At 47.3% G+C, this 23,049-nt stretch carries 28 protein-coding genes and 1 pseudogene; 3 read left to right on the forward strand and 26 right to left on the reverse strand.

The genetic code is table 11. The annotated features are described in order from the left end of the window. Positions 1-79: 79 nt before the first annotated feature. The 6 genes from G5B06_RS06005 to G5B06_RS06030 form a co-directional block, all read right to left on the reverse strand. Complete coding sequence (locus G5B06_RS06005; RefSeq protein WP_173771547.1) at positions 80-2,272, reverse strand: PcfJ domain-containing protein; 2,193 nt, start codon at positions 2,270-2,272, stop codon at positions 80-82. Beyond that, positions 2,269-2,811: a DUF7666 domain-containing protein gene (locus G5B06_RS06010; RefSeq protein WP_173745786.1), complete on the reverse strand. Its 543-nt coding sequence runs from the start codon at positions 2,809-2,811 to the stop codon at positions 2,269-2,271. The genes G5B06_RS06005 and G5B06_RS06010 overlap by 4 nt, the downstream gene beginning before the upstream one ends. Before the next feature lie 11 nt (positions 2,812-2,822). Then, the gene (locus tag G5B06_RS06015) at positions 2,823-3,542 is read right to left on the reverse strand and encodes a Cas9 inhibitor AcrIIA9 family protein (RefSeq protein WP_173771549.1); all 720 of its coding nucleotides are present in this window, start codon (positions 3,540-3,542) and stop codon (positions 2,823-2,825) included. A gap of 67 nt (positions 3,543-3,609) precedes the next feature. After that, positions 3,610-4,023 carry a hypothetical protein gene (locus tag G5B06_RS06020; RefSeq protein ID WP_005422924.1) on the reverse strand — a complete coding sequence of 138 codons (414 nt, stop codon included), beginning with the start codon at positions 4,021-4,023 and terminating at the stop codon, positions 3,610-3,612. Beyond that, a complete protein-coding gene (locus G5B06_RS06025) occupies positions 3,989-4,324 on the reverse strand; it encodes a hypothetical protein (RefSeq protein ID WP_005422925.1) in 336 nt (111 codons plus the stop codon). The genes G5B06_RS06020 and G5B06_RS06025 overlap by 35 nt, the downstream gene beginning before the upstream one ends. 45 nt (positions 4,325-4,369) lie before the next feature. After that, complete coding sequence (locus G5B06_RS06030) at positions 4,370-4,789, reverse strand: DUF4313 domain-containing protein (RefSeq protein ID WP_148446896.1); 420 nt, start codon at positions 4,787-4,789, stop codon at positions 4,370-4,372. A 658-nt stretch (positions 4,790-5,447) separates the two neighbouring features. Here G5B06_RS06030 and G5B06_RS06035 point away from each other — a divergent pair. Together G5B06_RS06035 and G5B06_RS06040 are read left to right on the forward strand one after the other, a co-directional pair. Continuing rightward, positions 5,448-6,185, forward strand: a complete 738-nt coding sequence (locus G5B06_RS06035) for a hypothetical protein (protein ID WP_173771551.1) — start codon at positions 5,448-5,450, stop codon at positions 6,183-6,185. A gap of 11 nt (positions 6,186-6,196) precedes the next feature. After that, on the forward strand, positions 6,197-6,577 hold the full coding sequence (locus tag G5B06_RS06040) for a hypothetical protein (RefSeq protein ID WP_173771553.1): 381 nt from the start codon (positions 6,197-6,199) through the stop codon (positions 6,575-6,577). Positions 6,578-6,839: 262 nt separating this feature from the next. On the opposite strand, the gene G5B06_RS18955 is transcribed toward G5B06_RS06040, so the two are convergent. The 18 genes from G5B06_RS18955 to G5B06_RS06125 all read right to left on the reverse strand — a co-directional run bounded on the left by G5B06_RS18955 (position 6,840) and on the right by G5B06_RS06125 (position 21,168). After that, positions 6,840-7,055, reverse strand: coding sequence for a hypothetical protein (locus tag G5B06_RS18955; RefSeq protein WP_226845141.1), 216 nt, complete (start codon positions 7,053-7,055; stop codon positions 6,840-6,842). 33 nt (positions 7,056-7,088) lie between these two features. Next, entirely contained in the window at positions 7,089-7,235 is a 147-nt protein-coding gene (locus G5B06_RS18960) for a ketopantoate reductase family protein (protein ID WP_226845139.1), read from the reverse strand. Beyond that, on the reverse strand, positions 7,232-8,074 hold the full coding sequence (locus G5B06_RS06050; RefSeq protein ID WP_154780638.1) for a class I SAM-dependent methyltransferase: 843 nt from the start codon (positions 8,072-8,074) through the stop codon (positions 7,232-7,234). The genes G5B06_RS18960 and G5B06_RS06050 overlap by 4 nt, the downstream gene beginning before the upstream one ends. Before the next feature lie 9 nt (positions 8,075-8,083). Continuing rightward, positions 8,084-8,857 carry an alpha/beta fold hydrolase gene (locus G5B06_RS06055; protein ID WP_154780639.1) on the reverse strand — a complete coding sequence of 258 codons (774 nt, stop codon included), beginning with the start codon at positions 8,855-8,857 and terminating at the stop codon, positions 8,084-8,086. Between the two features lie 10 nt (positions 8,858-8,867). Further along, the gene (locus tag G5B06_RS06060; RefSeq protein ID WP_173771555.1) at positions 8,868-9,362 is read right to left on the reverse strand and encodes a hypothetical protein; all 495 of its coding nucleotides are present in this window, start codon (positions 9,360-9,362) and stop codon (positions 8,868-8,870) included. Then, a complete protein-coding gene (locus G5B06_RS06065) occupies positions 9,362-10,063 on the reverse strand; it encodes an L-2-amino-thiazoline-4-carboxylic acid hydrolase (protein ID WP_118046639.1) in 702 nt (233 codons plus the stop codon). The genes G5B06_RS06060 and G5B06_RS06065 overlap by 1 nt, the downstream gene beginning before the upstream one ends. Before the next feature lie 51 nt (positions 10,064-10,114). After that, on the reverse strand, positions 10,115-10,798 hold the full coding sequence (locus G5B06_RS06070) for a class I SAM-dependent methyltransferase (protein WP_148446888.1): 684 nt from the start codon (positions 10,796-10,798) through the stop codon (positions 10,115-10,117). Positions 10,799-10,842: 44 nt separating this feature from the next. Next, entirely contained in the window at positions 10,843-11,748 is a 906-nt protein-coding gene (locus tag G5B06_RS06075) for an alpha/beta hydrolase (RefSeq protein WP_173771557.1), read from the reverse strand. Positions 11,749-11,760: 12 nt separating this feature from the next. Continuing rightward, the gene (locus G5B06_RS06080; protein ID WP_173771559.1) at positions 11,761-12,366 is read right to left on the reverse strand and encodes a class I SAM-dependent methyltransferase; all 606 of its coding nucleotides are present in this window, start codon (positions 12,364-12,366) and stop codon (positions 11,761-11,763) included. 1 nt (position 12,367) lies between these two features. After that, positions 12,368-12,982, reverse strand: a complete 615-nt coding sequence (locus G5B06_RS06085; protein ID WP_148446884.1) for a class I SAM-dependent methyltransferase — start codon at positions 12,980-12,982, stop codon at positions 12,368-12,370. Positions 12,983-13,093: 111 nt separating this feature from the next. Continuing rightward, entirely contained in the window at positions 13,094-13,672 is a 579-nt protein-coding gene (locus G5B06_RS06090) for a TetR/AcrR family transcriptional regulator (protein ID WP_148446882.1), read from the reverse strand. A 419-nt stretch (positions 13,673-14,091) separates the two neighbouring features. Further along, positions 14,092-14,262, reverse strand: a complete 171-nt coding sequence (locus tag G5B06_RS06095) for an erythromycin esterase family protein (protein ID WP_330384949.1) — start codon at positions 14,260-14,262, stop codon at positions 14,092-14,094. A gap of 215 nt (positions 14,263-14,477) precedes the next feature. Then, positions 14,478-14,849, reverse strand: a complete 372-nt coding sequence (locus G5B06_RS06100) for a metal-dependent transcriptional regulator (RefSeq protein ID WP_148446880.1) — start codon at positions 14,847-14,849, stop codon at positions 14,478-14,480. Positions 14,850-14,860: 11 nt separating this feature from the next. After that, positions 14,861-16,597 (reverse strand): ABC transporter ATP-binding protein, encoded by a 1,737-nt coding sequence (locus G5B06_RS06105; protein ID WP_154780642.1) that lies wholly within the window; start codon positions 16,595-16,597, stop codon positions 14,861-14,863. Positions 16,598-16,611: 14 nt separating this feature from the next. Next, the gene (locus G5B06_RS06110) at positions 16,612-18,357 is read right to left on the reverse strand and encodes an ABC transporter ATP-binding protein (RefSeq protein ID WP_173771561.1); all 1,746 of its coding nucleotides are present in this window, start codon (positions 18,355-18,357) and stop codon (positions 16,612-16,614) included. Beyond that, on the reverse strand, positions 18,354-19,826 hold the full coding sequence (locus tag G5B06_RS06115) for an ABC transporter ATP-binding protein (protein WP_148446873.1): 1,473 nt from the start codon (positions 19,824-19,826) through the stop codon (positions 18,354-18,356). The genes G5B06_RS06110 and G5B06_RS06115 overlap by 4 nt, the downstream gene beginning before the upstream one ends. Positions 19,827-19,843: 17 nt before the next feature. After that, a complete protein-coding gene (locus G5B06_RS06120; RefSeq protein WP_015524598.1) occupies positions 19,844-20,584 on the reverse strand; it encodes an energy-coupling factor transporter transmembrane component T in 741 nt (246 codons plus the stop codon). Beyond that, positions 20,584-21,168, reverse strand: a complete 585-nt coding sequence (locus G5B06_RS06125; RefSeq protein ID WP_015524597.1) for an MptD family putative ECF transporter S component — start codon at positions 21,166-21,168, stop codon at positions 20,584-20,586. Before G5B06_RS06125 ends, G5B06_RS06120 begins: the two co-directional genes overlap by 1 nt. Before the next feature lie 200 nt (positions 21,169-21,368). On the opposite strand from G5B06_RS06125, the gene G5B06_RS06130 reads away from it, so the two are divergent. Further along, positions 21,369-22,361, forward strand: a complete 993-nt coding sequence (locus G5B06_RS06130; protein WP_148446870.1) for an AraC family transcriptional regulator — start codon at positions 21,369-21,371, stop codon at positions 22,359-22,361. A gap of 57 nt (positions 22,362-22,418) precedes the next feature. On the opposite strand, the gene G5B06_RS06135 is transcribed toward G5B06_RS06130, so the two are convergent. Further along, entirely contained in the window at positions 22,419-22,772 is a 354-nt protein-coding gene (locus G5B06_RS06135) for a TnpV protein (RefSeq protein WP_148446868.1), read from the reverse strand. Positions 22,773-22,798: 26 nt separating this feature from the next. Continuing rightward, positions 22,799-23,049 (reverse strand): annotated as a pseudogene (locus G5B06_RS06140) (DNA recombinase); the annotation flags it as partial.

Consider the following 23,049-nt stretch of genomic DNA (forward strand, 5'->3'; position numbering starts at 1 on the left):
GCTGCATATAATGTCATTTTCTCTTTTCTGCTCAAATGCAGCAGGGGAACTCCCTGCCGCATCCACTTTATCCTTTTATTTACGCCGCTATTTCAGTAGGGCTTTCTTCGTTTTCTGCCGATTCCACTGGTAGGTCCATTAAGTCTTTCTCTAAAAGATCAGCCAGAAGTTCCCCAGCAAATGCTCCGCCATGGACAACTACATGCTTATCACGTATCTCCTGATAGTTCTGCTGCCTGAGCTTCCTGCTTTCTTCTGTGCTCTTACGATCTTTTTGGGTTAATCGTTTCTGAATTTCCTTCTGCCACAATGTTAAAAAAGAAGTCACTTTATCAATGTCCTTATTTTGACGATTAAATTCCGCACGTTTTTGCCGGATGGTTCCATCTGGTTCAACTTCCAGTGTATAAAACGGTACTTTCGGATTCTCTTTTTCCCGCAAAAACAGGATATAGCTTTCCTTTGAAACGATCCGGTCAAAATAAGTATCCGTTTTATTTACACAGTGATGAAGCGTATCACCTTCATATAGGATGTCATCGATACTCTTTGGCGCAATAACCTGATATTCACCGTCACTGAACTCATATTTTTCTTTCAAATCAATGAGATGTTTCTGAAATCCGACATACTTTTCTTTCAGCTCCCTGCGTCGGATTCCGCGTTTCATTTCTTCTATCTTCAAAACCGCCTCTTTATGGCGCAGTTGAAGATCTCTGGTACGGTAAATAATGGAATCATGTATATCCATTCCCAGTCTTTTTGCCATAGAAAGATAATCGTTCCACACCTGCAGCACATGGCTGATATCATCCCCGGATTTTTCTGATTGTTTCACAAGATAATGTCGAATCTGGCAGATGCTCATCTGATCCAGAACAAACTTCAGGTCGTTTGGTTCAAATCCTTCTTTTACCATCCAGCATATTTCTTCATCCCCGATTGTTTTTCCTGTACTCTTTTCAAGTTGCAGCCATTTAAGTTCTTTTACCCCGCCATTCATATCTCGGAGTCTTCGAAACTCTTTCTTATCTACGGACAGGAATTCTGTTGGTTTTCTGCCTTTTCTTTTTATTGCATCTGCTGCCCTGTGGTCCAGTACATCATCAACTAACTGGAAAAGCCCCGCTTTTACAATCTGTTCCAGTACCGGGTATGTCTTCCACAGGTAAAGATATTTTCCAGGATCTATCTTTTTCTGACCAAGGGCGTACTCACGCAGACCTGTTTCTTTTAATTCATGCCTGGACAGATCCGACAGGGTATATGGATAAACCATTCCTTTATATTGACTGTCACAGCAAGTATAATACCAAGAACTTCTACACGAAATCCAACGCATTTCCCGTTGTTTGAACAGATCATAAACGAAATTGGAAATTTCCTCTCCATTTGCAGAGAAGATTCTTCTCTGCTCTTCATGGCAGGTAGTTTCGCAATCTGTATAGCCGCCCCTTTTATACCACGTTCTGGCATGAAAGATCCGGAGCACAAAACCAGAAGTCTTGCGTCTCCTCTGGATAAGATAGACTCTGTACCACTTTGTACAAAATCTTCCAGACTTTCCCACAGAACGAAAAGTAATCGGTTGTCCACACACATTGCACTGTCCTTTCTGGTTATATTTGGGTGAGCGGATAGGAACATGTTTTTTGCAATGTGTACAGTATCCTTCTGTAGCACCATTTTTCTGATACTTGTAGAAGATATAGTGTTCCGTAATTCCATATTTTGAAACCCATCCGATCCAGTTCTTAGGCAGTCCAGATACAGTTTTCATCACCTGGTCCCATGAATCTGTGAGTTTTTTATCATGACGTATCCTTTGTTCTTTACGGATATTCGCCTGAAACTCTTCCAGTGCCCGGATTGCAGGCTGTATTGTCTTTAAATATTTTTGGATGATCTTTGTATCACAGCCATTTACATAGATGTTGCCCAAATTAGTTCTTACATCCCATAAGATACTTTCAAGAAGTGCCTTTCTCCATTTTTTTAATTTTTCATCATAGGTAATAAACCGTCTCTCTTTTCTGCTTATAAACAGACGGTACCTTGGAAAGTTTATATTCTCCTCAATATCCGTTACGGCAAACAGATACACTTTTAAAATTCCTTTTTCTACTGCTGCCCGACAATACATCCGATATTTTCCGGGTTCACCCCTTTGTTTCTCCAATGGACTCAAAGATATTTCAGTTTTCTTTGCATCGGCGATATGTCTGTTCATCACTTTTAATGGTTTTAATTCCATCAACCTCTTTTTTCTCATAACTCCACCAGCTTTCCAGTCACATCAATCCATGTTTCCTCCGGATATTTCTGACCATCGATACAGATGACCCCAATTTCCAGTATCTGGCTGTTACCAGGCTGCTCCTTTAAAAGTAACAGTAAATCGCCCTTTTGTCCTTTGGCTTTGGGGTCTTTTCCACGCACAATGCAAAATCCGTTGCAGCTGGTCCCGTTTTCTTTTGCAACATGGGAGTTCCATTTCCGGTTTGGATATTTCGCCATGTAGGCAGCTCCATGTAATAACAGGCTTCTCAATTCAATTTTCTTTAACAGGCGCATCTTTGTGCAGGAGATTTTTGAATCTTCTCCATCTTCATCCAAATCCCCTGATGCATCTACTATGTAATACACGGAATTTTTCCAATTCGGATAATAGCAGAGACAATCCAGTGGGTTTTCTGCACAATGAAATCCATTTTGTCTACAGTTTGCTTTTTCCGTTTCATTTATGCCATACTCCTGAAACTGAAAGCCCCGACATTTCAAATCCTTTTGAAATCCTTTATATGCGATCATATCCTTCTCCTTTAACTCTCTTTCGACTGCATCATGTCAAACAAGGACATCTGCCCGGAATCTTTTGATTTTTTCTTGCTGATATACTTTTCTTCCTGCTCCGCTGCTTCTTTGGGATGCACCTCGGAATCTTTCTTTGTCCCCGGGTTTTTCGGTATTGTTTTCGTTCTCTTATTTACCGAATCCCATTCCTTTTGAATCTTTTTCTTTTCTTCCTGCTCTTTTTCTGCTATTTCTTTTTCATCATCTTTCGCATAATATTCAAGTACCCAGGGAAAAACCTGGTCGCCGGAGAGTGCCAGGCCTGTATTAGCTCGAATGCCGTTCTCTCCCTTTTTTTTCGCTCCCTCCAGTGCAATGTTATAGGCTTTTTGCGTCACGTAATCCAAACATCTCTGAAGCATCTTATGTTTTTTTAACACCTGTGCATCTAAAGCAGAATCCGTTTTGGCAAGATTTACAAGATACTGTCCTATAATGTCTGCAAAGCCTGCATCCTTTAAGGCAAACATTTCTGCACGCAGTTTTTCAGACGCATTCGCAAACTTTCTTTCCTCAATCGGTATATCAACCAGCCGGTAGCGGCTGCCCTGAATAAATTCCTCTGTCTGTTTTTTGGAAACTGCATGTGCTTTGGCAAGTTCCCGCACACCATCCATATTCCCGCTCTGGCGGTAATACAATGCTGCTGTATTTAATTCTTCTGCAGTTTTTATGATCTCATTTAACATAATCGGTCCCTTCTTTCCTGATAAAAACATGAGGCAGAAGAAAAAATCTCCTGCCTCTGCCTGCTTTTTATGCCGCATTCATTTTCTGTTCAGCCGCTTCCATTTCTTTTTCTACTTCCAATGCAATCCTGCGTCTCTCTGCATCATCAGAATCCAAAAGGCTGATCATTTCCAGTACAATACGGCGAACCCATTCATTTTCCTCCCATCCTGCACAGATCTGACGGGCTTTTTCCGTCAGTTCCTTCCAGTCAGCATCTTCCAGATCCCTGCCACGATATTCTTTATAGAAAGAATAAATTTCTTTCATGGCTTTCGGTGCCTGAATCTTTGCCGCTTCATCCAAATTGGAGAGGAGTCCCATCAGCATGGGATGGTTTTTATATTTTTCAATCAAAGGACGGATACCGGTCTGAATTTTACCCGTATAAAGTCCTAAAAAATCATTAAATATTCCTGCAATCAATTTCTGATCTGTCATTCGTTTCCTTCCTTTCTGTTAATTTTCTTACTCTGCGCCTGACCGTAGATGGAAAACACTGAAATGCTTCCGATACTGCATCCTGGCTGTATCCCTGATCAAGAAGAGCCTTCATAGCCGCTGCCATTTCTGATTCCTTGAGCTTTTTTATGGACGGTTTCCGAACTTTCTTTTTCAGTATTTTCCGGCAAAGCGGATGATCTGGTCCGTATTCGTACATTGTGCTGGCTTCCGCTGCATTCAAATTGCACAGGATTGCAATCAGCAGACAGTAATATCCCTTATATTCGTCGTCTTTCATGCCGCACCACCTTTATTGCCTGGTTTTTAAATGTACATCTTTACTCTAATCTGCTTTAAATTCTTTTTGATCAAGACCATTTTCGAGCAGATATCTTTCCGTACCTTCTGGATCGAGCTGTGCAAGTCGTGCAAGATTAAACTCTACGACATAATAGCTGCCATAATTGATTTTCCTCTTACCTATAACTTTTCCGAGTTTATACTTTTCAATAAACGCAACCTTTGCTTTTGCTCCGCAATCCGAGATTATTGCCTGCCCTGGCCTTAGGAATCCCATAACTCCAATTGTAAGATCTCCGAATAATTCCAGCTTTTCCTCACATTCCTTTTGCTCTTGCCATAATCCGATATACAGGGATCCGTTGTAGTACATATTCACTCTGACATATAATTCCTCATGTCCACATTCCCAGTCATATCCCAATGGTTTTTCATCTTTTCGAATGCATATAGCCTGTCCCATATTCTGCCTCCTTTTTTGATTTTCCTGTTCATCTTTTGTGGATTATTTTACATTTCCTCCCTTCCTGTTTTTTTGCACACTTCACATTTCGTTTTTGGACAACAAAAAAAGACACCAAAAATCTTCTTTTGATTTTTGATGTCTTCCTATTGATAAAAGGCCTTCGCCTAAATGTTGCTCCCGGAACAGCATATCCGGAACAAAAAACTTTGCTGCGTGGCAAACCATGCATAAAAAATAATCCATTTATATGGTAACACAATATATTGAATTCGTCAATAAAATACAGTAAACGAAACACCATATCTTGTTGCTGCATCATTTTTTGAGTGCACTTACCATCTTTACTTTTCTTCTATTTTCATGTCCAGCATGCCGATAAATCCTTATAATATGCTGATCTCTCCTGTAATATATATTTGACAAATCATCAACGTAAAAAATCCATTGTCTGAATAGTGGACTTCTTTTTTGACTTTAAAAGAATTTTAAAGTTTTTGTTACCATCCGGAATTTTTTACGATATATAGTATGAGTAGAAAATTTCCTTTCGGAACACAAAATGAAGAGAACAAATAAAAATATAAAGCAAAACATTTTTATGATATCATTAATCATAATTGAAGTAACTCAGAAAATCAGAATTATGGAGAACATTATGAACAGAATATTTCAGAAATTTTTGCAAAGCGTAATTGACCTTTCCTCTGTGGGAGCAAAGTGCCTCAAAGATAATACACATAATATGGATATGAACCCAACTGTAGAAGCGACCATCCCTGAATGGAAGGTTTATTTTGACGGAAACTTCTGGGAGCCTTCAGGAAAAGGCCATGCCGGAACAGAACTTCGATTAAATAAGCAATTCGAATGGGCTGGGCATCATTGGATTATTCCTGCGGTGTATTCTTGCAACAAAGGTCTTGTCTTGGATTTTTGTATGTGTACTCCGGCAGAAGATATTCGCGAATTTATGAAAAAGTGGGATTTAAGCCCCGAAAATGACTCTTGTTTAAATTTTACGCAAGAACAACAACTGCAAATAGATTTAGACAACCCTCTTTGCCTTGATATTATTCCTTGTTTAAAATTAAATGGAAAAACAATGCAGGCCTCTCACAGCTGTTCGGCGGTCTTTAATCCCTGCTTATCGGACGAAACAAACAATGAACTGGAAGCAAAATGGGCGGTGAAACACTACGAATTGGATATCTCCTATGGATGGATGATTTTTAGGGCGGCATTTCTGTGGCCAGATAAACGCCGTCCTGCAATAAAATCTCTTTCGCTTTGGAGCAACAACCATTCCGTGTACCTGGGCCGCATTTTAAGATACACGCTCCTGGTGACCAGTTCACTTTCTCCCATCCGGTCAGTGAAACAGAATATGCATTAACTGTACAAAAATTGGAACAGCAGACGCTTTCTCAAAACCACGTGGGCTCTGACCGTTGGTTGTATCCCACACATTTTATCTCTATGAGCTATACACTTTCTCCTAAACCAGACAATGACATTTCGATTCATGATTGTGCAGATAGCGATAAACCTTTAGAAGTTGTACCTGTAACAGACTCCTTTACACCGGAAATGCAAAACGATATTGCCTGTATTGACATTATCGGTGGTGCAGATGAGCCAACTGTAATCCTGTATAGCGACAGCAATCAGGCAAATCTCCATGTTGCTTGTTCCGCTTTACACTTCAAACCAGTATCAGACGACACTGAATGGCGAATTGAGTTTAACATTATTCGTTCTTCGAAAAAAACATTTTTGCTTATATAATGCATATTCCACTTCAGTTTGTTTAACTTATTTCTAAAGAAATTAACAACTCTCGCCATGTAAAGGGGGATGTCGTATCAATACGCCATCCCCGCTTTTTCTGTCTTACTGGTCTATTTCATATAATTCTTCAACATAAATATTTCCGTCAGGCAGCTCCTCCGTTTTCTGTGAGATCAGAGTGCCTTTTTGTGAGTATGCATAAGCCACCGATGATCCTACAAGCAAAACTCCTAAAGCACTAAGTATTGTAATCTTTACCTTATGTTTCATGCCCGGCAGAGAGCGCAAAGGCAAACAAGACATTTTTCTCCGGCAGTGCCGCCGCCAGCGCTCTTGCCTGCACATTGTTACCCACAAAAACAATATTTTTCGTCTGATTCGCCCGCAAGGTTTCCAGAGCAGAATCCAGCTGCGTATATCGCAGAACGACAAATATCACATCGTACCGGACATTCGGTGCCAGTTCCGTCACCACAGGAATATTGCTGACCGATGTGCGGAGGGAGAATTATTGATCCTTGATCCGCAGTCCGTTCTTCCTGATTTCCTCTGCCCAGTTTCCCCGGGCAAGCAGGGTCACATCCTTTCCGGCGTGAAACAGATTCCTTGCCAGATTGCACCCTAAAACACCTGCACCATATACCAGAATTTTCATTGCTTGCCTCCAAATCTGATCTTTACAATCTGCATCTTCATCATTCCGTCACCGACCCTGGCGAGAAAACGGAAAAATCCGCTGACGGATGGGTCTTTCAAATCGGTGTAGCCCAGCATATAGCCGCGGCTCGAGACCCGCAAACGGCTATCCCATGCACCGATCTCTTGGGGAGCGTCGGAAACCGCGAAATACGCGCCAACATCCTTGATTTGCGCGCTTTTGAGCCATGTTTTTGCGATCATCTTCACCGCTGTCCGGTTGGCTGCGTCAAATACCAGCACGCCGCCGGGGAAGGCATCCGCCATGGCCCGCACCAATGTCTTAACCTGCTCGGTCAGGAAGTAATAGAACACGCCGGAGGCAAAGAATACCGCGCCGCCCGAAGCGTCGATTTCAGAAAACCATGCCGTGTCGTTCAGGTCGCAGGGGATATTTTTCTCCCTCTCCCCGGCGGGTAAAAGCTCGTTGCGCACGGTGATGACATCGGGAAAATCCAAATTGTAGATTTTGCAGCTGCCGTTGTCGCAAGTTCTGCCGGTACAGTCCAGCCCGCAGCCCAGATTGACCACCGCCGCATTGGGGTGAGATTTCAGATAATCCCGCACCTCGAAGGCAAGGTCATTCTGCCGCATAGCCACCTCCAGCGAGCCGAAACGCTGCATCAGGCTGCGGGATTTTTTCTCTGCCTCAGAAAAATCGTAGTTGATCTCGTCAATCAGGCGAACCGTTGTTTCGTCCCGGTAAAGATTCGGGTATAGTTCTGAGCAGACCTTCCGCGCATACAGCGGAATGATCAGCGTCTCCTGTACGGTGTTTTTCTCGATTTTATATTTCATGGGTATCACTCACTTTCTGATAAATGGCAGTTCCGGCATACAGTCACGCTCGGCGATGTGTGCCAGCATTTCGGCGAACTCCTTTGAATCGCGTATCTGATATTGCATATGCTCGTATCCCTCAAACACGGGATAATGGCCGCAGGGATAGGCTTCCATCACTGCCTGACGGTATTTGAAATGATCTTCTATGCTGCCAAACTCGAAATAGATATGCCTTTGCAGTTCTTCGGGAAGGGACGGAAAGGGTTTATCCTCCAGGCTGTCCGAAATCTGCCGCCGCAAATTTGTATAGGTCAGATTTTCCCCTGCGGCGATAAAATACGGCTTTATGGAATCGTCGTCACACCACAGAATCTTTTTCAGTGTGCCGCCCTTCGACCAGTACAGGCTCTTGATAGCGAAATACAGAAACGGTATCATAATGCGGCGCATACCTTTTCCGATTTGCGCAAATTGCCCGCCATCAAAGAAAACGTGCCCAACGGGCAGCTTCGTGTTTGTCAAAAATGCCATGGCAAGGTCTGCACCGATGGAAGAAGCGACCACCATCGCCAGCCGCTCCACGCCCTGTCGATGCAGAAAGCCCTCCACCTGCCGTATTTCGTCCAGCTTGCTGACATATTTCTGCCCTTTGCAGTAAACGGTGGAGGTAGGCAGAATACAGAAATACCTATCCTGTAAGTAGTTCGCAACCGGTTCGCTGCTTTCTCCCGTCACGCCCATAGCGTGAAAGAACAGCACGGCAGGATTCCTCCTGTCGCCATATGTTTGAAACAGCATTTCTATCACCTCATATTTTCATAAAAAGCATCATAATCGCCGCCAGTGCTGCCGAAATGACTGCCATACCAATTGTGCCGAACAGCCACTTTTTGCCCTTATCCTTGGCTGTAATGTAGGGTTTCAGGTCTTCCGTTCCTGGAATTTCCCATGCGTTCGTATGTCCTACCCAATAGCCGTCAACCCAAAATCGGTCTATGAGATTCATAACGGACAGTATGACCAGCAGCTGCCAAAAGCCCTGAACGAAGCCCTTTGCGCCGTTGAGCGCATAGACGCAGACCAGCACATAGGCGATGTAGCCGTGGACGCAGACAGCTTTGAAAATCAAAGCATTTCGCTTGAGTTTCGCGTGTGTTGTAAGTCCCAGCGTTACGCACCGCTCCTGCACCTCCTGGCTGTAAAGATGCACCATGCCCACCGCGCCCTTGCGGATACCGATGGCGCAAACCAAAATGAGCAGAACGCCCAGCCCGATGCCTTCCAAAATCACCTGTAAAAGCATTACCGATTCCTCCTGAAGCCCGCCTCATCCCGGTATTCGGGATGTCCCTTCAAGTACGGGTTTTTATCGCCGCAGATGGTGTAGTCGCATCGGCAGCCGTCCACGCAGGTGGTCGTCCGCACCAGCTTGGCATGGAGCAGTTCCATGGACGCATAGTCCACATTGCACAGGGCGGGCATAATATCCATAAGGCCGTGCCGGATGGCAAACTCCGCCGCCGGACACGCCGTAAATTCATAATAAATAGGCTTGTCGGTCTCATAAGGCGCAACCGACATCTCGTAATCGTGCCATTTGTCGCAGCCGCTTTTCGCACGAACAAACGCCTTGTACATCAGCTTCCTCCAGAACGGCTTGTTGCAGTCCACGAATTTCAGCTTGCGGAAGGTCGGCAGGATCAGATTTTCCTCCATCTCTTCAATTTCACGGAATGAAGTAGCGGCTTTGCAGACCACATAATAGCTCAGGATGGCGATGCAGTCGTAGGTGCCGCCTACGCCGTTGTGGAAGTTCTTTTTGCCGCCCAAGTCGGTGCGCCAGTCGGAGAGAAAGACCGCGTACTGCCGCTGCACCTTTTCCCATACTGTCTCCCGCTCTGCTTCCGGATAGTGCAGGGCGATTTTCGCCAGGATTTCTTTCTTGCAAGGCTTTGAATACAGCACATGGCTTTTGCGGTCGAACAGAAGCTCGTTGTCCTTCATCTAATTGCCTCCCTCCTTGTTCTTTCTTGCGTGCATGAGACCATCTCAGATTTAACCCGCTTTTCGGCAGACAAACCATGCCATGCTTTTCAGGTTTCCCATGTCCACATCCGTATACATTCCATCCAGCCGTGCTTTCAGACTGGAAACCGTCTCATAGGGCGGCGTGAAAAACCCTATCTTTTTATAAACATGCCGGACAAACCAATCCGTCCGCTTATGCTCGCCCTTCACATAAAAGCAGCCGCAGAATGTCCCGCCGGGTCTCAAGACCCGAAAAACCTCCCGATAAGCGGCCTCCTTGTCCGGAAAAGCGTGAAAGCCGTTCAACGACAAAACGATGTCGAAGGTGTCGTCTGCATAGGAGAGTGCTCCCACATCTCCCTGCCGGAAGGTTACATTTTTCAGGTGCAGGCGGTCAGCCTTTTCCCGTGCCTGCCTCATCATATCGGGCGAATAATCGAGACAGGTAATGTCCGCCTCCGGCATAGTCTGATAAACCGGCATGGTCAAAATCCCTGTTCCCACCGGCACTTCCAGCAGTTTGCCGGAGAAATGCTCCGGAATACCGGACATTGCCTTTTCCAGATAGGCGTCGTTTTCCACCTTGTTCATTGCCCACACCAAGCGGCACACCGCTTTCCCGCTCAGAGTAGAGCAGGTGATCATGCCATCATAAAAACTGTTTCCACCCGTCATTCGGTACGCACCGCGAATGGCTTCTTTTCGTTCCATGGTTCTTCCTCCGTGTTTCAATCATCACACGACCGTTTCCAATCTCATTTTTTCAAAATGTCCACGATTTTAGCAAAGTCCTCCTTTGCCTCTTTGAAGATCGGCAGCATACAGTAGCAATGCACCATCTTCGGGCGGGCGGACACCGTATAGAGGACATTTGCCCGTTTGCAGGCTTCCTCAAAGTCCGGCAATGCGCCGTAGAGCACCTCGTCGGCAGAATAGAAGAAGTGGATATCACCCACGCCGGTAAAATCTCCCCGGGAGCCGGAGAGCATATAGTCCGGCACATTCTCGCAACCATGCCGCATGAATTTTTCCACCGTCACCATAAAGGCATAGTCGATGGAAACATCTCTTTCGTTCAATGCCTTCATCCGCGATTTTTCGCCATCGTTCCACGGCACTTCGCCGGGAGATACGGCGACGATATGCCGTGGCTGCGGCAGCGGCTCAGGCTGCGCGTTGTTGTGCGCCGCGATCCCCAGGGCCAGCGCACCGCCAGAGGAAAAACCACAGGTGCTGACATTTCCGCCGCCATACAAGCCGACCATTCTGCGGTAACATTCGTACACCATCGCATAGGTCTCGGTAATACAATGTTCCATGCAGAGCGGGTAAAACGGAAACCACACATCACAGCCGGTCTCGCGGCAGAGCTTGCGCATCACAGGCAGGTCGCCCTTATCGGGGCCGATCACAATGCCACCGCCAAAGAAATAGAGAATCGCGCGCTCGGACGGCTTCGGATGCTCTCGCACGATCAGGCAGGGAAAGCCGTTTACCGCGATCGTTTCATAATATGCCTTGCGGTCGGTGGGCGTAAAAACGCCACGATGCCGGTTCTGCTTTTCAATTTCCTTTCGCAGTGCATCCTCCGGCAAGGCGAACGCCTTTTTCGCGCCGGAGAGCTTGTATACGCTGCGTAAGATAGATGCAAAGATACTCATGATTTAGCCCCCTCATTTCCGCGCCGTGATGCAGAGCCAACTTTTCTTTTTGTGTATCTGCACATCGTGAAAGCCTGCCTGCTCCAGATACGCCTTTAATTCAATATCTTTGTAGATGGTCATGCCGCCGATGATCTCCGTCCACTTCTTGTCCTTGTCTGTATCGCCGTTGCTTTCGTTGCAGATGAGTAATGTCCCGCCGGGCTTCAGCACCCGGTAAACCTCCCGGAAGCACTGCGGCAGATCGGGCCAGAAATAGACGGTTTCAAAGGCCGTTACCGCATCGAACCAGTCGCCTGCAAAGATCATATCCGCCACGCTGCCTTGTAGGACGGTGCAGCGACCCTCCGCTATGGCGGCCTCGTTGACCTTTTTGGATTTCTCCATACTGACGGGGGAATAGTCAATGCCCTTGACAATACCCTCCGGGCATTTTTTCAGAAGTCTCTTGATGTTCGCCCCTCCGCCGCAGCCGCAGTCCAGCACCTTGGCGTCCGGCGCGGCATTCAGAAATTGAAGCCCCCACCGTGCCACGGGGCTGTGACCGAGATTCATCATGACGACCATGAGCTTTCCGCCAAGCCCCACGGGGTTGCGGGTGTTTTCAAAAAATGACATATCACACCTCCGATTTCACACATTCGGTATAAGTTAATGGAAAGGATGCTTTCAGCACGACGCTTTTCCGCACCGTCCAGCCGTTTTGCCGCAGGAAGTGCAGGTATTCCTCGCTCGTCCACTTGCTGTGGAGCGGAAAGCCCGCCAGCTTCATAAAAAACGCTCTCACCCTGCCGGAAAAAGAGTTTCCCGCATGAGTGAAGGTGGGCGCGATGAGCACGCCGTCCTCTTTCAGCACCCGATGAATCTCGGCAAGGGCTTTCTCCGGCTGCGGCACGATGTGCAGTGCGTTGGACACGATCACCACATCAAAGGACTTGTCCGCATAGGGCAGGCAGAACATATCCTGCACGGAAAAGTGCAGCTTTGCAGATTGATTATCCCGCTTCGCCTCGGCAATCATCTCCGGGGAGGCGTCCGTCGCCTCGATGTGTGCCGCCGCGTTCACGATGTGTTTTGCGATCAATCCCGTGCCGGTAGCAAGCTCCAGCACCGTCTTGGCTTTTACAACCGGCTGGATCAGCGCATACATCTTTTCATACGCCGCCCGATCCTTTCGCATAAAGCGGTCGTAACGATCGGCATTTTTGTCCCAGAAGTTCTTGTGTTTTCGCATCGCTGTCATCCCTCCAGTCGTTAGATGCACCTAACCTATGTGTACACGTCTTTCGGTTAGATGTAGCTAACTATCGTGTCTTGGAAAAGCCGCATCTCTGCGGCCTTCCGCTTATTTAAATAACTCCCTGCAAGCGCCGTACACTAACGTTTCCAGCACCTGCGGGTACAGTCCTCCTATTTGCTCCTTGTGTGAGACGGTCAGAATCAGTCCGCGCACTGTGGCGGCAGCCAAGGGTGCACCGTGTTTTGGCACAAGGTCGTGCTTCTCCAACAGCTGACGGATGTGCGTCTCGCCGTCGTGGTAATGGATGCTTTTCACATCCTCCGGCAGCCTTTCCAAAAGCAGCTTCGCATCGTTTTCGATGAAAATCATATCACCGGTATCGGACAGCCGCTGACAAACGGCAAGAACAGCCTTTGCCGCACGTTCCGACGGCGGCAAGCCGTCAGATTCACGCAGCGCGCGGTCAGCCACTCCGTAAAGCTCGGAGTGAATGTTCTCCAAAACCGCGAAGAAAAGCATTTCCTTGGATTCGTAGAATTTATAGAACGAGCCCTTCGCAATGCCGACCGCCTTCGTCAGCTGATCCACGGAGGTTTTTTTCATCCCCAGCGTGACGGCGCAGCGCCTCGTTTCCTTCAGCAACGCCTTGCGGAGCTGCTCAGTCTCGTAATCGGTAAAAGCCAATCCCACGTCCCCCCTAAACATGACCACTTTGGTTCTTTTGGTCATATTATACCGTGCTTCTTTCTGGTTTGCAAGAGGTGCTGAGAAAAAAACGCTAATCAAAAGGAGTGCAGTGTTTCAGAAAGAGACGCTGGAATTCCGGTAACCGGTAATCGCTGTTGCCGCGGTAAAAGAAACTATATCGTAAAAGGGCATCAGAGCGAAGCATTCAAATGCTGCGTTCTGATACCCTTTTTGTTTCATATTGCACGGATGGATTGATTACAAAAAAAAGCAGGAATTAACACAACATGAACGACATATGATATCTGCAATAATCTTCCTGTGGAACGATCTGCACAACGCTCGACGACATGGCCCATGTATAGAGACGGCGACTCGTATGAGCCACCGTCTTTATACATGATTACCGCTCAGGGTCATTCCAGTTCTTTGCAGACTTCTTCCAAAAACCTCATGCTGTAAGAAATCCTCTGCATATCAAAACCGTAAAAGCGAAGGTCTTCGCCTTCCAATGCACTTTCATTGTACTGGCGCATATAGGAGATAAGTTCTGCCATCTCTTCCGTTCTATAAATGGAAAATCCAATCGCTGCGGCTGCTTCCTATGCTGTCCCCTCCTAAAGCCGCCGTGTCAGCGTGTAGTCGTCACTCCTTTGTCGAGGGTATAAGGAACGGCGGCCTTGATGTTACTCAAAACCGCCGCAGTCCTTGAAAATCCATTATGGGCGCACGAAGCTGCCTGCCCTGTAACGGTTTTTTTCTTTCCCCGTCTTGCGGGGCAGGATCGCTTGTCTTATTTGGTTTAGGTTTGTTCCTGTTCGGCTGCCTCTTTCAGCCGTGAAAAGCTCTCATCGCTGATGATGTGTTCAATCCGGCAGGCGTCAGTCTCCGCAGTCCTGGGGTCAACGCCTGCGGTGATAAGCTGCTCGGTAAAGAAGCAGTGTCGCTCGAAGATTTTTTCGGCAACCTCGCGGCCTACATCGGTCAGATGGAGAAAGTGATCTTCGTCCATAGTGAGAAAGCCGCCGTCCCGCAAGGTAGCCACTGCATGGCACACGCTGGGTTTTGACACCTCCATATGCCGGGCTACATCTACGGAGCGCACCATACCGAGTTTCTTTTGGAGAACAAGGATGGTTTCCAGGTAGTCCTCCCCGGACGCATGAAGTTTCATCTGAACCTCCTTTACTGAGCCAGCTTCCAGCCGATGGCCTCCTGTCTGGCCGATACAAAATCGGCATACAGGCCCTTTTGCTGGATCAGCTCCGCATGAGTGCCGCGCTGGACGATATGAGCGTTGTCCAGTACAAGGATCTGATCGGCGTTGCGGACGGTTTTCAGCCGGTGGGCAATCATGATGATGGTCTTGTCATGGGTCAATGCCTCGATAGCTCGCTGCAATTCATCCTCATTCTCTGGGTCAACGCTGCTTGTTGCCTCGTCCAAAATGATGATAGGTGCGTCCTTCAGCATGGCGCGGGCGATAGAAATCCGCTGTTTCTCGCCTCCGGACAAAGTGCCGCCGCCCTCGCCAATCACGGTGTCATAGCCATCCGGTAGGGCAGAAATAAAGTCATGACAGCAAGCCTTTTTCGCCGCTTCAACCACCTGCTCATGGGTGGCGTCTGGGCAGCCAAACTTGATATTGTTCTCAATCGTATCTGCAAAGAGGTATACGCTCTGGAACACCATCGAGATATTCTTCATCAGGCTGTCCAGCTTGAAATCCCGTATATCCGTACCGCCAATGGTAATCTTCCCAGCGTTCACATCCCAAAAACGGGCAATCAGGTTGCACATCGTTGTCTTACCTGCCCCGGAAGGGCCGACAATGGCCGTAGTTGTTTTTTCGGGAATGGTGAAGCTGACCTGATCCAATATCTTGCGGTCAGCGTAGGAAAAATCCACCTTGTCAAACACGATCTCGCTGGACTTCGGCGTAATGTCAGCGCCTTTTTCGTCCATCGCCGGCGTGTCATCAATAGAGTTTGCCGTATCCATCGAGGCCGCCAGCATTTGCAGCAGAGAGGCCATATTCCCGGCGTTCTCCAAATCGTTGAACACCATGAAAGAAGCAATCACCAAAATCAGGCCGTAGGCCAGCGGCAAGGAGCCGTCCAGCCAGAACCAGACTGAGGCCAAAAGTAGCAGGGCGCTGAACACCCGAATAACGGCCTGTTTGATAGCGTCATAGGGAACGCTGGCCTTTGTCAATTTCAGGTTATCCCGGCAGCTCGCCTTAATTGCACTGCCGATAGACTGCGTGCTGTCCCGTTCCAGTCCAAATGCTTTGACAATCCCCATACCCTGAATGTACTCCAATACGGACTCCACAAGGGACTCCTGTGTGTGCTGGCGTACCCCGCTGAGCGCGGCAGATTTGCGAAGCGCCAGTTCCGCCGCCGCAAGGTAAATCAGGACACCGGCAGCGGCTACAAGCCCAATCCGCCAGTCGAATATCAGCAGGACGATGACAAGGGCAACCGAGTTAAAAAATCCGCCCAGCACCGACACCAGGACACGGGCTGCCGAGTTCTCCACATCGCCCAAAGTCGTTGTGACAATGGCGGTAATGTTCCCGATACTATTCTTGTTGAAGTATCCCATCGGGATATAGCGCAGCCGATCTCCGATGTGGATACGCTTTTCCGCTACCATGCAATAGCCGGTTTCTGTCTGCTCCATCGTGGAGAAATAGGTCGTAATGATACGCCCAAGAAGGGAAACGGCCATAATCCCCAGCGAAAGCCAGATAAACTTTCCGTTCCGGTCGTCAGATACCAGCGCGCCGATCACCACAAAGAGGGCGGCAAACTGCATGGCTGAAAACAGCCCGGACAGGAATGAAAATAACAGGGATTTTTTCAGAAGTCCCTTTTTACTGCCTGCAAAAGCAAAAATTTTTTTCAATGTTCCATACATCTGACAACACCCCCTTACATCTGGTCTTTCGCACCGATATGCGCCTGCCACATATCCCGGTAGAGAGGGCAGGTTTCCAGCAGCTTCTCATGCGTACCCTGTGCTTGGATGGTTCCATCCTTCACCACAACAATGTTGTCCGCGCCAACAATGGTAGACAGCCGGTGTGCGATCACAATCAGGGTCTTGCCGACAGTCAAAGCGGAAATGGCTTTCTGTACCAGCGCCTCATTTTCGGGGTCGATGTAGGCTGTTGCCTCGTCCAAAATGACAACCGGCGCATTTTTCAGCATGGCGCGGGCGATGGCGATCCGCTGGCGCTCCCCGCCAGAAAGGTGGGAACCGGCGCTGCCGACAACCGTATCATAGCCATTGTCCAGCTTGCGGATAAAGGCGTCGCAGCCGCTTTGTTTGGCGGCCTGTTCCACCTCTGCGTCCGTAGCATCGGGCCTTCCCATGCGAATATTCTCCCGGATACTGCGGTTAAACAGGTAATTGTCCTGGGACACATAGGAAATCTGATCTGCAATTTCAGACAGCGGTATATCCTTCAGCTCATGGCCGCCGAGGGTAATGCTACCGGATGTAACATCCCAATACCCGGCAATCAGCTTCGCCACCGTAGACTTGCCGGAGCCGGACGGACCTACAAGGGCGGTCATGGTTCCGGGGTGGATGGTGAGATTCACATCATGCAAAACCTCTGTTGTCCCGTCATAGGAAAACGACACAGACCTAAGAGAAATGCCGGTATCTTCCAGCTTGATCGGCGTTTCTTTATGGTTCAGTTCTTCGGCGTTCAGAAGCTGGCTGATTTCTTCCACATTTGTCCCCAGTACGGCCAAATCGTCCGTAAAGGTAAAGGCCGCAATAATCGGCCCGATCAGCCCCAGCGAGAAAATCACAATGGACAGGAAGGTGGAAAGCTCCAGACTGCCGGAGAGCCAGAACGCGAAGCCGCAGGGCAGCACGCAAATCAGCACTGAGGGCAGGATGGCGTTGTAGGCGCTCATGGTTTTCTGGTTTTCCCGCATCCAGTCCACATAGTAGTTGGCGTTATAATTCACCGAGTCAGAATATTTTTTGTAGGAACCGGCGGATTGGCTGAACGCTTTCACCACCTCAATGCCTCCGATATATTCCACGATGGCGTCTGCCATCTGCTTGCCCGCCTTGACTGCGCCCTCCCACTTGACGGGATAGTTTTTCATACCGGCGGACATAACCGCAAGGCCCACCACGAGAGTGACAAGGGACAAAAGCGCCATACGCCAGTCCAGAATAAGCAGGTACACGACAATCACAATGGGAACCAGCACATTTGCGGTCATTTCCGGGATCAGGTGTGCAAAGGTCGGCTCCATTCCCTCCACCCGGTCAACAATCGTCGTTTTATACTGTCCAGAGGGCGTATCCAAAATCGTTCCCATTGGCACACGGGCAAGTTTCTCGGTAATGTTCTCCCGCAGATCGCGCAGCGTGTAATAGGTTGCTGTGTGGGAAATCGTTGTAGAAAGACAGGAAAACAGCACCTTCCCAAAGTAGCCGCACAGTGCAATAATACCAGCGGTCACATAGCGGGAAAAATTCTGTTCCCCAGACAACATCATTGTGACAATATGCGCCACGCAGAAATAGGGCACCATCTGGCAGGCCACGCCTAATACCGCAAGAATAATACTGCCGATGAATTTTCCATGATAAGGTTTGCCCCATCCCCATAAGACGCCTATGGGTGACTCCTTCTTTTCTTCTTTCACTTTACAGATACCCCCTTTATGAAATAGTTTCTAATTTTTTCAAGTCCATCCGCATCCATTGGAAATTGGTCGATGATAGAACCATCTTCAAAATGGACAATATCCGTACAACAGTCTAATATCAACTCAAGGTCATGAGTAATGACATACACGGTAATACCCGTGTTCCTGACTTGTCGCAGGACATTTGCAACCTCTTTCATGTGCTTATAATCAAGGCCGCTGGTCGGTTCATCAAAAAATAAAATAGAGCGTTTAGACGCGATTGCTGAGGCAATCGCTACCCGCTGTTTCTGACCGCCGGAGAGGGACATAGGGTGTCTGTCTTTGAAATCTGTCAAATCTAACTCGGCAAGGATTTCCTCAGCCCACTCCTGATTTTCCTCCTCCATACTGATCAGGACTTCATCCAGCACAGTTTCCGTGAAAAGCTGGTGATTGACTTCCTGCATCACCATGTAGCAGGTATTTAGTCTGTCTTTAGGCCGATAAGTTCTGCCGTTCCAGATCACCTCACCGCAGCGCTTTTCAAGGCCGCAGAAACACCGGGAGAAGGTGGACTTTCCAGCTCCATTATTCCCGATGATCCCGACAATACGATTTGCGGGGATTTTACTTTCCCGGATGTGCAGCGTTTCCGGTTCGTTTTTGTAGGCAAAGCAGAAATTGCGAAGTTCCATTTGCTGACCGGCCTGGGGCAATGCTTTCGGCGGCAACAAATCTTCAAGAATAAAGGTACGCAGCCCCAACTTGGCTCTCTGTTGCTCCGTCAGGCTCTCAAACTCCGCTGCGGAGTAATCTTTTTCCACCTTTCCGCCGGTAATATAGATAAAACGATCCGCAAGACCGCGCAGATAGTAGAGCCGATGCTCTGACACTATAATTGTTTTCCCCTGCGACTTCCAAAACGCAAGTATTGCTCTCAGATCCAGGATAGAGGAAGCATCCAGGTTGGATGACGGCTCATCCATAACCAGCACATCCGGCTCCATGATGGATACCCCGGCACAGGCAATTTTTTGCTTTTCCCCGCCGGAGAGATGAAAGATATTGCGTCCCATCAATTTCTCCAGGCGGAAATCCCGGATGGTCTTATCTAATCGTTCCCGAATACTTTGCTCCGGCTGGCCGAGATTTTCACACCCGAATGTGATTTCGCTGGTTGTGTCCACATTGAAAAATTGTGAGCGGGGGTTTTGAAACACGCTGCCAACCGTTTTCGCGGTATCATAAAGGGGCTGTTCCGAAACCTTTGCCCCATTTACCCACACTTCTCCATTCATTTTTCCTTCATAGTAATGGGGAATCAGACCGTTGATCAGCCTGGTAATTGTCGTTTTTCCACTGCCGCTTTCGCCGCAAAGTACGACGCATTGACCGTCCTCTACGGTCAGATTTATATCATGGACTCCACCAGCGTTCTCGTTTTCTTCTCCATAAGAGAAGGTCACATGGTCAATCCGTATCATAGGTTCACCCCCTCCCGTCAAAAAGAAATCTGCTGCTGAAACAAAAACAAGGCAAAACAGATAACGCAAAACAGAATCGCAATCAAATCTTGAACATGGAAACCGATCTGGCACACGTTTGTACGTTTAACGGGGGCTCCAAGCCCCCGTGTCAACGCAGCAGCAGAAAGTTCATCACCAATCTTCACAACGGACACCATCAAAGGAACAAGGCGATATTCCAACATCAGGAAAGGATTTTTCCCGCCGAATCGTATGCCCCGCATTTTCATTGCATCCCGGATGGCCTGATATTCTTCGCTGATGGTTGGGAAAAAGCGAAAAATGACAGACATTGGAATCACGATTTTTTCCGTGATGTGCATACGCTCCATTGCGCCGATAAACTCACTGATCGAAGTGGATGAGATCAGATAGGCACCTGTCATAATGCCGGGCGCAAACCGCGTCATGATAGATGTCACTGCCAGCACGATGAACGAGAGTAATCCGCTCAAACTCGTAAGGGCAATCCGTTCCAGTATAAAGCAAACCGCATATAGCACCAGATATTTTCCTGCTGTTTTGAAACGGCGTTCCGACAAAATCAGAGCAAAGGGGACAAGGCTTAGACACGGCTTGACGATGTTCATAATTCCTTCGTTACTGGTACTGAACATCAGTGTTGTAATCGTCAGCAGCAGAATGAGCTTTGTCCGGGGATCAAGCAGGATTCCTTTTCTTTTTTCGGTTGTTGCTGAAAATGATAGCCCGTTCATCACACAATGCCCGCTTTAGCAAAATGCTTTTTCAGAAGCGCCTTACCTAAAAGTCCGCCCAGGATCGCAAAAATGAAGATTCCGGCGATTACCAGAATAATGCTCCACATAGGCATAACAGCCATTACCCTGTCAGCGTATTCCTCACCAAAGCTGGCCGCAAAACTGGCCCAGGAATCCTCAACCATGAAATACATGGGGATATATGTACCAACCATCCAAAGGCTGAACACCGCATACCCGATCAGGCTCTTCTTGGCGCTTTTATAACCGCCGGATTTCAAGATCAGATCTCCCAGCAGCCCAAAAATCACGCCCATCGGTACGCCCCAAAATCCCATGCCAGTCAGCCCCATCAGCAGGCCGCTTAAAATTCCCATAATTGTAACCATGCCGAATTTTTTAACTCTGGTCAGGAACAGCATGAACGGGATGCCGGTAATCAAAGACCACAATGCTCCGAGGATCGGCAAAAAGATAGGTACAAAGCCGACGGGAATGGCGACACAGCAGCCAATCACAAAGTAGAGAACGGTGAACAGGCCGAGGTTAATCAGGTCTTTTGCTTGTAACTTGTTACTCATAACGAATACCTCCATTCATTTGCTGGTTAGCGTTTTCTAACCTCTCTATAAGATACCATAGTTAGCAGTAGCTCTCTACAACCAATCATCTTTTTAGCTCCAAACAGCAATGAGTTTTTTTATTGACTGACTTCGCTTACAATTCTATAATATGATTAAAATCAAGGGCAATAAGCCAGACAAATCGACAGGAGTTAAAAATGAAGATTGATGATATTATTAGAAAATGTATTGAAATTCCCGGCGTTTCAATAAAACGTAGCGAGTTCAACGCAGAACTACTTATGAAAACTAAGGAAGGAAAAGGGTCTATGACATTTTTTCAACTTTTCCCCGGACTTACTATTGCGTATATTTTTATAAATTCTCCGACATGGGCAGCTCCAAATTTGGGTGAAGATAGTTTCATTAAAAAAGGGCCTTTGCTCCTAAACTATTGCGTGACTGGTCGTTGCGAGATTATCTTGAATAACGGAAACTTTGTATATGTGAAAGATGGAGATATTTCTCTCACGGAGTGTTTTGCCCAAAAGCAATATGTCTATCCTCGCCGTATCTATGAGGGAATGGAGCTTTTTGTTGATACTAATACACTGGCAACAGAGAGTACATGGATACAAAAAGAGTTTGGCATAGACATCCCTAAAATCATTGAACTTTTTTGCCCAAACGATAACACTTATATCTCAGCAGTTACTCCTGAAGTTGAAGAAATATTGATTAAGCTCTGGGAACTTTTTGATATTGCGCCTCCGTTTTCGATTTCTCAAATGAAGATCTATGTTCTGGCTCTATTTTCATTACTACAAAATCTTAACAATATCCCCCCATCGCAAGCCTGCACATTTTTTACTGAAACACAGGTAGATATAGCAAAACGTGTTGAAAAAATTATCACTTCCGATTTGCGGCAACATCATCCTGCATGGGAATTGGCAGCTCAGTTTTCTGTCAGCGAAACCAGCTTAAAAAACTATTTTCGTGGCGTTTTTGGTCAAAATATTTCCATCTATCTACGGGAAGTCCGAATGAAAAAAGCTGCAGAGTTACTGACTCTTACAAGATTGTCCGTTGCAGAAATAGCAGAGTTGGTCGGCTATATGAATCAAAGCAAATTTGCATCAGTTTTCAAAAAACAATTCGGCCTATCGCCATTGGAATACCGGCGGTCAAAAAAACTGGAAAATATATAAGATAAAGCCGGGATTGCTTGCTGGCTTGCAAAATCCCGGCTTCATCTATGCCCAAAATCAGATATAAACTAATTCCTGCAACAACACTTCCTCCACCTGCGCTTTCAGCGTGTTCATCAGCCCCGCCCAGCGCATGGGGTTGCGGGCTTTCAGTTCCTCTGTGGCACCCGCAACTTCCATCATGTGAGGCAACATGGTTTCCACACGCCCCTGTGCTGTCCGCTCAATCTCTAACAGGTGTGGATACAGCTTCTCGCTCATCAGCAGTTGGTTGTAGAGAATGGGGCGATGTTTCTTTAGGTAGGATTTTCGCATCCTGCCGTACTTGCCGATAGAAGTTTCCGGCTGTTCAGAAAGTTTTAGGTTGGGTATATCATAATCTCCACAACGAATGTAAGTCAACTTACTCATTTTCATTCTCCTTTGCTTCGTGATGATTAGACTGCTGCGCTGGCTGCTATGCTGCCTTTGCGCGGTTCTTCTTTCGGCAGCTGACCGACAGTAGAAAAAACACCTTTTTTCATATTCTCAGCCCGGATCAGGGCTTTCTTAGCGTCCATTGCCGCTTTTTTCTTCGTCTTGATTTTGTCCTCATACCGTTTTTGTGCGCCGCTGGCTTTCCGCTTCAAATAGTTCTGATGAAGCCTGTCCTTGCGTTCTTCTTTTTTCCGCAGTTCTTCCTGTTCCT

Source organism: Blautia luti (genome assembly GCF_013304735.1).
Lineage (GTDB): Bacteria > Bacillota > Clostridia > Lachnospirales > Lachnospiraceae > Blautia_A.